This window comes from Streptomyces sp. NPDC059010 (assembly GCF_042740355.1).
Taxonomy (GTDB): Bacteria; Actinomycetota; Actinomycetes; order Streptomycetales; family Streptomycetaceae; genus Streptomyces.
On sequence record NZ_JBHYJA010000017.1, the window covers coordinates 137,161 to 148,123 of the forward strand.

Sequence of the window (10,963 nt, forward strand, 5' to 3'; positions counted from 1 at the left end):
GCCGCATGTATCGCTCGACAGGGCAGACCGTGCGGGCCGTCGGAACTCATCGGCGCCACTGTCGGAGACTGCGGTTAGGCTCGACCGCGTACGACCTTGATCGGGCACGTACGACCTTGATCGGGCGCGTGCGTACCCGATCGGACGGGAGGGCGAGCATGACGGCGCCGGGGCGCAGGAGCAGTACCTTCACGCGGCTGCTGCGGCACGGATTCACCGACCCGTCGGCCGCCGAGCGCCTGCTGGAGGGCGTCGAGCTGGCGCCGATCAGGAACGACCCCGTGCTGCTGGAGGCCCTCGGCGCCACCGCCGACCCGGACCTCGCCCTGCACGGTCTCGCCCGGCTCGTCGAAGCACAGCCCGACCCCGTCGCCCAGCGGCAACTGCTCGACACGGTGATAGCGGCCAAGCCCCTGCGCGACCGGCTGCTCGGCGTGCTCGGCGCCTCCGCCGCGCTCGCCGACCATCTCGCCCGGCATCCGAGCGACTGGCAGGCGCTGGTCATGTACGAGCCGCGGGATCTGCACCCCGAGGTGGAGGAGTTCGAGCAGGGCCTCGCCGACGCCACCGACCCGGTCTCCCTGCGCGTCGCCTACCGGCGCTGTCTGCTGTCCATCGCCGCCCGTGACGTGTGCGGCACCGCCGACCTGGCCCAGACCGCCGCCGAGCTCGCCGACCTCGCCACCGCGACCCTGCGCGCCGCCCTCGCCATCGCCCGCGCCGCCGCGCCGGAGGACGCCGCGCTGTGCCGGCTCGCGGTGATCGCGATGGGCAAGTGCGGGGGCCATGAGCTCAATTACGTCTCCGACGTCGACGTCATCTTCGTCGGCGAGGCCATGGACGGCGCCGACGAGGGCAAGGCGCTGCGGTCCGCCACCAAGCTCGCCTCGCACATGATGCGGATCTGCTCCGAGACGACCGTCGAGGGGTCGATCTGGCCCGTGGACGCCAACCTGCGGCCCGAGGGCCGCAACGGCCCCCTGGTGCGGACCCTCAGCAGCCACCTCGCCTACTACCAGCGCTGGGCCAAGACCTGGGAGTTCCAGGCTCTGCTCAAGGCACGCCCGGTGGCGGGCGACATCGAGCTGGGCGAGGAGTACGTCGCCGCCCTGGAGCCGCTGGTCTGGAAGGCCGCCGAGCGGGAGAACTTCGTCGCCGACGTGCAGAAGATGCGGCGGCGGGTGGTGGAGAACATCCCGGTCGCCGAGCTGGACCGCCAGCTCAAGCTCGGTCCGGGCGGGCTCAGGGACGTCGAATTCGCCGTACAGCTGCTGCAGTTGGTGCATGGCCGCGACGATGCGTCGCTGCGCAGCGGCACCACGCTGGACGCCTTGCAGGCCCTCGCCGCCGGCGGCTACGTCGGCCGTGCCGATGCCGCGCAGCTCGACGACGCCTACCGCTTCCTGCGCTCCATGGAGCACCGCATCCAGCTCTACCGGCTGCGGCGCACCCACCTGGTGCCCGAGGACGACGCCGATCTGCGGCGCATCGGGCGCTCGCTCGGTCTGCGCGTCGACGCGGTCGCCGAGCTGAACCGCGAGTGGAGACGGCACGCGAGTGTCGTACGACGGCTGCACGAGAAGCTCTTCTACCGGCCGCTGCTCGACGCCGTCGCCCAACTCGCCCCGGAAGAGGCCCGGTTGAGCGCCGGGGCGGCGCGCGAGCGGCTGGTCGCGCTCGGCTACGCCGATCCGGCCTCCGCGCTACGGCATCTGGAGGCGCTGGCCTCCGGGGTCACCCGCAAGGCGGCGATCCAACGCACGCTGCTGCCGGTGCTGTTGGGCTGGTTCGCGGACTCCGCCGATCCGGACGCCGGACTGCTGAACTTCCGCAAGGTGTCGGACGCGCTCGGCAAGACCCCTTGGTATCTGCGGCTGTTGCGGGACGAGGGCGCCGCCGCCGAGAACCTCGCCCGGGTGCTGTCGGCCGGGCGGCTCGCCCCGGATCTGCTGATGCGGGCACCGGAGGCGGTCGCGCTGCTCGGCGACGGCGACGGAGGCACCGGGCTGGAGCCTCGTTCGCGTGCCCACCTGGAGCAGGAGATCCTCGCGGCGGTGGGCCGCGCCGACGGTGCCACCCAGGCGGTGACGGCGGCACGTGGTGTGCGGCGCCGGGAACTGTTCCGCACGGCCGCCGCCGACATCATCGACTCCTACGGCACCGAGACGAAGCCGGCCGAGGCGGATCAGGGTGCGCTGGTGGACCGGGTCGGGGCCGCGGTGTCGGACCTCACGGCGGCGACCCTGGCGGGCACGCTGCGTGCGGTGGTGCGGGACCTGTGGGGGGACACCCTGCCGACCCGGTTCGCGATCATCGGCATGGGGCGCTTCGGCGGGCACGAGCTGGGATACGGCAGTGACGCCGACGTCGTGTTCGTGCACGAACCGCGGGACGACGTCGACGATCAGGAGGCCGCGGCCGCCGCGAACCGGGTGGTCTCGGAGATGCGCAGGCTGCTGCAGATCCCGAGTGCGGATCCGCCGTTGTTGATCGACGCCGATCTGCGGCCGGAGGGCAAGTCGGGGCCGCTGGTTCGTACGCTGAACTCCTACGAGGCGTACTACCGGCGGTGGTCGCTGGTGTGGGAGTCGCAGGCGTTGCTGCGGGCCGAGGTGGTGGCCGGGGACGAGGATCTGGGGCGGCGGTTCATCGAGCTCGTCGATCCGCTGCGGTATCCCGCCGAAGGGCTCGGTGAGGACGCCGTGCGGGAGATCCGGCGGCTGAAGGCCCGGATGGAGTCCGAGCGGCTTCCGCGTGGTTCCGATCCCAAGCTGCACACCAAGCTCGGGCCGGGCGGGCTCTCCGACGTCGAGTGGACCGTTCAGCTCCTTCAGCTCCAGCACGGCTGGGCCGAGCCGGGGCTGCGGACCACGCGGACGCGGGAGGCCCTCGCCGCCGCCTGTGCGGCCGGGCTGATTCCGGGGGAGGAGGCGGCGATCCTGGACGAGGCGTGGGTGCTGGCCACCCGGGTGCGCAACGCGGTGATGCTGGTGCGGGGGCGGGCCGGGGACACGTTTCCCTCGGACAGCCGGGAGCTGGCTGCTGTGGGGCGCTACCTGGGGTACGAGCCGGGGCACGTGGGGGACATGCTCGACGCGTATCGGCGTACTGCGCGCCGGGCTCGGAGTGTGGTGGAGGAGCTGTTCTACGGCGCGTGACGGTTGCCTCCGGCGGTTGGGCGGGGGATGCCTGCAGCGGCCCGTTGCCGGTCGGTGGGGGTAAGCGTCCGCCTACGGTTCGGGGGTGGGGCGGGGCCGCGCCGGGGGGTGTCCGTCCTCGGTCGGGCGGTTGCTCTCTCTCAAGAGGTGCTGGTTCTTGACGCCCGCCGCTGCGGGCGGACACCCCCCGGCACGTCCCCTTTCCGCCGTGCGCGGCTGCGGGACCGATCGGGGGAGTGCGTGCGGGAGCGCTCCGTACCAGAGGCGCGCCACTGTGTAGCCGAAGGCCAGGCACATGAGGCCGCCCACCGCGTCCAGCCAGAAGTGGTTGGCCGTTGCGACGATCACGATCAGGGTGGTCGTGGGGTAGAGCAGGCCCAGGATGCGTGCCCAAGGCGCCCTTGCCAGGGCGAAGATCGTCAGGCCGCTCCAGACCGACCAGCCGATGTGCATCGACGGCATCGCGGCGTACTGGTTGGACATGTTCTTCAGATCGCCGGAGGCCATCGAGCCCCAGGTGTCGTGGACCATGACCGTGTCGATGAAGGCGGTGTTGGTCATCAGCCGTGGGGGAGCGAGCGGATACAGGTAGTAACCGATCAGAGCCACGCCTGTGGTCGCGAACAGGACCAGGCGGGTCGCCGCGTAGCGGCCGGGGTGGCTACGGTAGAGCCAGACCAGGACACCGAGGGTGACGATGAAGTGCAGCGTCGCGTAGTAGTAGTTCATGCCGACGATGAGCCAAGTCACCGAGTTCACGGTGTGGTTGATCGACTCCTCGACCGCGATGCCGAGGTGGTGCTCCAGGTCCCAGAGCCAGTCGGCGTTGCGCAGGGCCTCTGATCTCTGCTCCGGGACCGCGTTGCGGATGAGTGAGTACGTCCAGTAACTCACCGCGATCAACAGGATCTCGAACCAGAGGCGAGGGCGACGCGGGGTGCGAAGTCGGCGCAGGGGACCCCTACCCGTCTCGTCCGCGACAGGTTGCGGAACGGCCGCTTCCCGGCCTTCCAGTGTCGTCACGGTGGTGTCACCCATAGGCACAGAGTCTGCCAGACATTCCTTCCCCGACCGATCATCCCTCGGGTGGGTCCAGGACGCACGTTCTACGGCGGGCGTACAGCTCCATTCTCCTACCAACGCAGGGCAGGATGCGCCGTTTCTCCACCTTGGGGATGAGTTAGGAGTGGTTCCTGTTCCCGGGCGCCGAAGCAGTCGAACCGCGCACCACCAGTTCCGGCATGAACACGAACTCGCTGTGGGGCGCCGGAGTCCCGCCGATCTCCTCCAGCAGCGTGCGCACCGCGGCCTGGCCCATCGCCGGGACCGGCTTGCGGACCGTGGTCAGGGGCGGGTCGGTGAACGCGATCAGCGGGGAGTCGTCGAAACCGACCACCGAGATGTCCTGCGGAACCGCGAGGCCCCGTTGCCGTGCCGCTCGTATCGCGCCCAGCGCCATCATGTCGCTGGCGCAGACCACCGCGGTGCAGCCACGGTCGATCAGGGCGTTGGCGGCCGCCTGACCGCCCTCCAGGGTGTAGAGGGAGTGCTGGATCAGCTCCTTCTCGATGGTCTCCGCCGGCAGGTTCAGCTGGTCCTGCACCGTGCGGACGAAGCCCTCGATCTTGCGCTGGACCGGGACGAAGCGCTTGGGGCCCAGGGCCAGGCCGATGCGGGTATGGCCCAGGGAGGCGAGGTGCGTGACCGCCAGGGTCATCGCGGCGCGGTCGTCGGGCGAGATGAACGGCGCCTGGACCTTGGGGGAGAAGCCGTCCACCAGGACGAAGGGGACACCCTGGGCGCGCAGTCGCTCATAGCGCTGCATGTCGGCGGTGGTGTCGGCGTGCAGTCCGGAGACATAGATGATGCCGGCCACTCCGCGGTCGACGAGCATCTCCGTGAGCTCGTCCTCGGTGGAGCCGCCGGGGGTCTGGGTGGCCAGTACCGGGGTGTAGCCCTGCCTGGTCAGCGCCTGCCCGATCACCTGGGCGAGAGCGGGGAATATCGGGTTCTCCAGCTCCGGGGTGATCAGGCCCACCAGGCCCTCGCTGCGCTGCCGCAGTCTCACCGGGCGTTCATAGCCGAGCACGTCGAGTGCGGCCAGCACGGACTGGCGAGTGGTGGCGGCGACGCCGGGCTTCCCGTTGAGGACGCGGCTGACGGTCGCTTCGCTCACCCCCGCCTGAGCAGCGATGTCGGCTAGCCGTGTGGTCACGGCACTGGACTGTACCGGCCGTATGGCGCCTTGCACACCAATCGGACGTCGTGGGCGACCTGTTGGCCGTCCTCGCCCGGGCTGCTGCGTCATCGCGCTCCCTCGTGAAAGTGATGGCAAGAGCTTGCAGAGTCTTGCACAGGTGGTCCGAGTACCGTCCCACCGCTGTAAAGAAGCGTCTCATGGTGGTCGCCGCGCGGTCACGCCCCGGTAACTTCCGAGTTCTCTTGCACTTTTTTTCTGCAAGGTCTTTCGTAGAGCTTTCAACGCTGTTACGTTCACGTCGCCCGGCGGCCGCAACGGCGCAGTCGGCAAGACAGCGGGGACCGGCAGACGGGGCCGTCCCTGCACCACACGGGCTTTCACCCTCAAGGAGATCTCATGCGGCGTGGCATAGCGGCCACCGCGCTGGTGGCGTCCCTCGCTCTCGCGGCGACGGCGTGCGGCGGCGGAGACAGCGGCAGCGATTCGAGCGGGCCGGTCACCATCACCTGGTGGGACACCTCCAACGCCACGAACGAGGCGCCGACGTACCAGGCCTTGGTCAAGGAGTTCGAGGCCGCCAACAAGGACATCAAGGTCAAGTACGTCAACGTCCCCTTCGACCAGGCGCAGAACAAGTTCGACACCGCCGCCGGTTCCAAGGGCGCCCCGGACATCCTGCGCTCCGAGGTCGGCTGGACCCCCGCCTTCGCCAAGAAGAGCTACTTCCTGCCGCTGGACGGCACCGAGGCGCTCGCCGACCAGGCCAAGTTCCAGCCCAACCTGATCGAGCAGGCCAAGTACGAGGGCAAGGTCTACGGCGTTCCGTTCACCACGGACACCCTCGCGTTCGTCTACAACAAGGACCTGTTCAAGAAGGCCGGCGTCGAGGCCCCCAAGACCTGGGACGACCTGAAGAAGGCCGCCGCCACGATCAAGGCCAAGACCGGCGTCGACGGCTACTGGGGCTCCACCCAGGCCTACTACGCCCAGACGTTCCTCTACGGCGAGGGCACCGACACCGTCGACGCCGACGCCAAGAAGATCACCGTCGCCGGCGCCGAGGCCGAGAAGGGCTACGGCACCTGGCTGAGCCTCTTCGACGGCAAGGGCCTGCACAAGGCCGACACCACCGCCGACGCCTACGCCCACATCCAGGAGGCGTTCGTCAGCGGCAAGGTCGCCGCGATCCTGCAGGGCCCCTGGGAGATCACCAACTTCTACAAGGGCTCCGCGTTCAAGGACAAGGCCAACCTCGGCATCGCCACCGTCCCGGCCGGCTCCTCCGGCAAGGCGGGCGCCCCGACCGGCGGCCACAACCTCTCCGTGTACGCCGGCTCCGACGAGGCGCACATGAAGGCCGCGCTGAAGTTCGTGAACTTCATGACGTCGGCGAAGGCCCAGGAGACCATCGCCCTGAAGAACAACACGCTGCCCACCCGCGGCGACGCCTACACGGCCGAGGTCAAGGCGGACCCGGGCATCGCCGGCTACCAGGGCGTCCTCGCCTCCGCCCAGCCGCGCCCGGCGCTGCCCGAGTACAGCTCCCTGTGGGGTCCGCTGGACACCGAGCTGCTGAAGGTCGCCGGTGGCAAGGAGTCCCTGGACAAGGGGCTGAGCACCGCCGAGACCTCCATCGCCAAGCTGGTCCCGGACTTCAGCAAGTGACCCCGAGTGGCCGCCGGAACTCCCTGATCATGGGGGGAGAGTTCCGGCGGCCACCGGCCTGTGCGCCGTACACCCCCTGAGCGGTACAGCCGTACACCCCTCGATCTGTCGATCTCCACGAAGGTTGTCGAACCATGACAGTCGCCATCGACCGCGCGACCGGCAAGCGCCGCGGTGACCGCGCGCCGCGGCCCGGACTGGGCCAGCGCCTCAAGCACGGCTACCAGAAGCACTGGTACGCCTACGCGATGATCGCCCCGGTGGTGATCGTCCTCGGCGTCCTCGTGCTGTATCCGCTGGTGTACGGCTTCTACCTCACCCTCACCGACGCCAACAGTCTCAACAGCGCCCGCACCATCGGCGTCAACGAGATCGAGGCCACGTACAAGTTCATCGGCTTCGACAACTACGCCGACATCCTGTGGGGCGACACGGCGTACGACCGCTTCTGGTCGCACTTCATCTGGACGATCTTCTGGACCGCGGCCTGCGTCACCCTGCACTACACCGTCGGCCTGGGCCTCGCCCTGCTGCTCAACCAGAAGCTGCGCGGACGCACCCTGTACCGGCTGATCCTGATCCTGCCGTGGGCCGTGCCGACCTTCGTCACCGTCTTCGGCTGGCGGTTCATGCTCGCCGACGGCGGCATCATCAACTCCTTCCTGGAGACGCTGCATCTGCCGACACCGCTGTGGCTGGAGGACACCTTCTGGCAGCGGTTCGCCGCGATCATGGTCAACACCTGGTGCGGTGTGCCGTTCATGATGCTGTCGCTGCTGGGCGGACTGCAGTCCATCGACTCCTCGCTGTACGAGGCGTCCGAGATGGACGGCGCGACCAAGTGGCAGCAGTTCCGGTACGTCACGCTGCCGGGCCTGAGGTCCGTCAGCTCCACCGTCGTACTCCTCGGCATCATCTGGACCTTCAACCAGTTCGCCATCATCTTCCTGCTGTTCGGCGACACCGCCCCCGACGCCCAGATCCTGGTCACCTGGGCCTACTACCTCGGCTTCGGACAGCAGCCGCGCGACTTCGCGCAGTCGGCCGCCTACGGCATGCTGCTGCTGGGCATCCTCGTCGTCTTCACCTCCTTCTACCGCCGCTGGCTGAACCGCAATGACCAGCAGCTCGCGATCTGAGGCAGGAGTCCCCATGAGCACGACCACTGTTGAGACCCCGGTGAACAAGCAGGACTCCATGACCACCGCCACCCCGCGCAAGGTGCGCCGCCGCGGCCTCGGCGCGTCCCTGACCTCCCACGGCATCCTGATCGTGGCGAGCCTGATCGCGCTCTTCCCCGTCGCCTGGCTGGTCTTCCTGTCCCTCGGCCCCGACCAGGACGACTATCTCCACCCGGGCGGCATCTGGAAGAAGATGACGCTGGACAACTACACGTTCGTCCTTCAGGAGACGAAGTTCTTCGACTGGCTGACCAGCACGCTCATCGTCACCCTGGGCACCACGCTGATCGGCGTCGTCATCTCCGCCACGACCGGGTACGCGGTCTCGCGGATGCGCTTCCCGGGCTACAAGAAGTTCATGTGGGTACTGCTCGTCACCCAGATGTTCCCGGTGGCGGTCCTCATGGTGCCGATGTACCAGATCCTTTCCGAGGTCCAGCTCATCGACAACTACCTCGGTCTCATCCTCGTCTACTGCTCGACGACCGTGCCGTACTGTGCCTGGCTGATGAAGGGCTACTTCGACACGATCCCGTTCGAGATCGACGAGGCGGGACGCGTCGACGGACTGAGCCCCTTCGGCACCTTCGCGCGACTGATCCTGCCGCTCGCCAAGCCGGGCCTCGCGGTCGCCGCGTTCTACAGCTTCCTCACGGCCTTCGGCGAGGTCGCGTTCGCCTCGACGTTCATGCTGTCCGACACGAAGTACACGTTCGCCGTCGGACTGCAGACCTTCGTCAGTGAGCATGACGCGCAGCGCAATCTCATGGCCGCGACGGCCGTTCTGATCGCCATACCGGTTTCCGCCTTCTTCTACTTCGTACAGAAGAACCTGGTCACCGGTCTCACCGCGGGCGGCACGAAGGGCTGACGCTCGCCCCTGCAAGCCCGAGGCGGTCGCGGTGTCCATCCGACCCCGCTGTCACCGCGGCCGCCTCGTCATACCACCGCCCCATACCTGACCTGACCTGACCTGACCCATGACCCCACATCCGTTACGCATCAAGGACGCCATGAGCCAGCACTCCGCCGACCCGGCCGAAACCTCCGCCGTCGCCACCGTCGCCAAGCGCCGTGACTGGTGGCGGGACGCGGTGATCTACCAGGTCTATCCGCGCAGCTTCGCCGACAGCAACGGCGACGGCATGGGTGATCTGGAAGGCGTACGCTCCCGTCTCCCGTATCTGCGCGACCTCGGCGTGGACGCCGTGTGGCTCAGCCCCTTCTACGCCTCCCCGCAGGCCGACGCCGGCTACGACGTCGCCGACTACCGGGCCGTCGACCCGATGTTCGGCAACCTGCTCGACGCGGACGCGCTGATCCGCGACGCCCACGAGCTGAGCCTGCGGATCATCGTCGACCTGGTGCCCAACCACTCCTCCGACCAGCACGAGTGGTTCAAGCGGGCGATCGCCGAGGGGCCCGGCTCCCCGCTGCGCGACCGCTACCACTTCCGTCCCGGCAAGGGCGCGAACGGTGAACTGCCGCCCAACGACTGGGAGTCCATCTTCGGTGGCCCGGCGTGGACGCGGATCACAGAGCCCGACGGCACCCCCGGCGAGTGGTACCTGCACCTCTTCGCACCCGAGCAGCCCGACTTCAACTGGGAACACCCGGCGGTGGGCGACGAGTTCCGTTCCATCCTCCGCTTCTGGCTGGACATGGGCGTCGACGGCTTCCGTATCGACGTGGCACACGGCCTGGTGAAGGCGGAGGGGCTGCCGGACCTCGGATCCCACGAGCAGCTCAAGCTGCTGGGCAACGATGTCATGCCGTTCTTCGACCAGGACGGTGTGCACGCGATCTACCGCCAGTGGCGCACGATCCTCGACGAGTACGCGGGCGAGCGCATCTTCGTCGCCGAGGCGTGGACGCCGACCGTCGAGCGCACCGCGAACTACGTACGCCCGGACGAGCTGCACCAGGCGTTCAACTTCCAGTACCTGGGCACGGACTGGGACGCGGAGGAACTCCGCAAGGTCATCGACCGCACCCTGGAGGCGATGCGCCCCGTCGGCGCCCCCGCCACCTGGGTCCTCTCCAACCACGACGTCACCCGCCACGCGACCCGCTTCGCGAACCCCCCGGGCCTCGGCACCCAGATCCGCACGGCGGGCGACCGCGAGCTGGGCCTGCGCCGAGCCCGCGCGGCGACCCTGCTGATGCTGGCCCTGCCCGGCTCGGCGTACGTCTACCAGGGCGAGGAGCTCGGCCTGCCGGACGTCGTCGACCTCCCCGACGAGGTCCGCCAGGACCCGGCGTACTTCCGCGGCGCCGGCCAGGACGGCTTCCGCGACGGCTGCCGGGTGCCGATCCCGTGGACGCGCACCGGATCGTCGTACGGCTTCGGCAGCGGGGGCAGCTGGCTGCCGCAGCCGGCGTCCTGGGGGGAGCTGAGCGTCGAGGCCCAGACCGGCGTCGCCGACTCGACCCTGGAGCTCTACCGCGCCGCCCTCGCGGCCCGCCGCGAACACCGGGACCTCGGCGCCGGCGAAGCGGTGGAGTGGCTGCGCGCACCCGAGGGCGTCCTGGCCTTCCGCCGCGGCGACTTCGTCTGCGTCGCCAACACCACCGGCGAGTCCGTGACCCTCCCCGCCCACGGCCGCGTACTCCTGACCAGCGACGAGCTCACCGAGGCGGACGGCGAGGCGAAGGTCCCGTCGGACACCACGGTGTGGTGGACGAGGGGGGGGCGGGCGCGCCAAACAAAATGGGGCCCCCCCCCGGGGGGCGCGGGTGGGGGGGGGGTTATGTGTGGC

The 10,963-nt window shown here is 69.2% G+C and carries 7 protein-coding genes; 5 read left to right on the forward strand and 2 right to left on the reverse strand.

Annotated elements, in window-relative coordinates:
* The first annotated feature begins 158 nt into the window (after nt 1-158).
* The gene (locus ACFWYS_RS20410) at nt 159-3,158 is read left to right on the forward strand and encodes a bifunctional [glutamine synthetase] adenylyltransferase/[glutamine synthetase]-adenylyl-L-tyrosine phosphorylase (RefSeq protein WP_384770544.1); all 3,000 of its coding nucleotides are present in this window, start codon (nt 159-161) and stop codon (nt 3,156-3,158) included.
* Nucleotides 3,159-3,230: 72 nt separating this feature from the next.
* Here the strand turns inward: ACFWYS_RS20410 and ACFWYS_RS20415 are convergent, their stop codons facing one another.
* On the reverse strand, nt 3,231-4,196 hold the full coding sequence (locus tag ACFWYS_RS20415; protein WP_384770547.1) for a phosphatase PAP2 family protein: 966 nt from the start codon (nt 4,194-4,196) through the stop codon (nt 3,231-3,233).
* A 142-nt stretch (nt 4,197-4,338) separates the two neighbouring features.
* On the reverse strand, nt 4,339-5,373 hold the full coding sequence (locus tag ACFWYS_RS20420) for a LacI family DNA-binding transcriptional regulator (RefSeq protein WP_384770550.1): 1,035 nt from the start codon (nt 5,371-5,373) through the stop codon (nt 4,339-4,341).
* 381 nt (nt 5,374-5,754) lie between these two features.
* Here ACFWYS_RS20420 and ACFWYS_RS20425 point away from each other — a divergent pair, with 381 nt between their 5' ends.
* The 4 genes from ACFWYS_RS20425 to ACFWYS_RS20440 all read left to right on the forward strand — a co-directional run.
* On the forward strand, nt 5,755-7,023 hold the full coding sequence (locus tag ACFWYS_RS20425) for an extracellular solute-binding protein (RefSeq protein ID WP_384770553.1): 1,269 nt from the start codon (nt 5,755-5,757) through the stop codon (nt 7,021-7,023).
* A 134-nt stretch (nt 7,024-7,157) separates the two neighbouring features.
* Complete coding sequence (locus ACFWYS_RS20430) at nt 7,158-8,162, forward strand: carbohydrate ABC transporter permease (protein WP_384770556.1); 1,005 nt, start codon at nt 7,158-7,160, stop codon at nt 8,160-8,162.
* A gap of 13 nt (nt 8,163-8,175) precedes the next feature.
* Nucleotides 8,176-9,075, forward strand: coding sequence for a sugar ABC transporter permease (locus tag ACFWYS_RS20435; protein WP_384770559.1), 900 nt, complete (start codon nt 8,176-8,178; stop codon nt 9,073-9,075).
* Between the two features lie 142 nt (nt 9,076-9,217).
* Nucleotides 9,218-10,963: glycoside hydrolase family 13 protein (locus ACFWYS_RS20440; protein WP_384770562.1), on the forward strand; the 1,746-nt coding region annotated here is incomplete at its 3' end.

Coding starts and splice junctions, on each gene's coding strand:
- ACFWYS_RS20435 (WP_384770559.1), top strand. CDS start 8,176: ATGAGCACGACCACTGTTGAGACCCCGGTGAACAAGCAGGACTCCATG.
- ACFWYS_RS20425 (WP_384770553.1), top strand. CDS start 5,755: ATGCGGCGTGGCATAGCGGCCACCGCGCTGGTGGCGTCCCTCGCTCTC.
- ACFWYS_RS20410 (WP_384770544.1), top strand. CDS start 159: ATGACGGCGCCGGGGCGCAGGAGCAGTACCTTCACGCGGCTGCTGCGG.
- ACFWYS_RS20430 (WP_384770556.1), top strand. CDS start 7,158: ATGACAGTCGCCATCGACCGCGCGACCGGCAAGCGCCGCGGTGACCGC.
- ACFWYS_RS20415 (WP_384770547.1), bottom strand. CDS start 4,196: ATGGGTGACACCACCGTGACGACACTGGAAGGCCGGGAAGCGGCCGTT.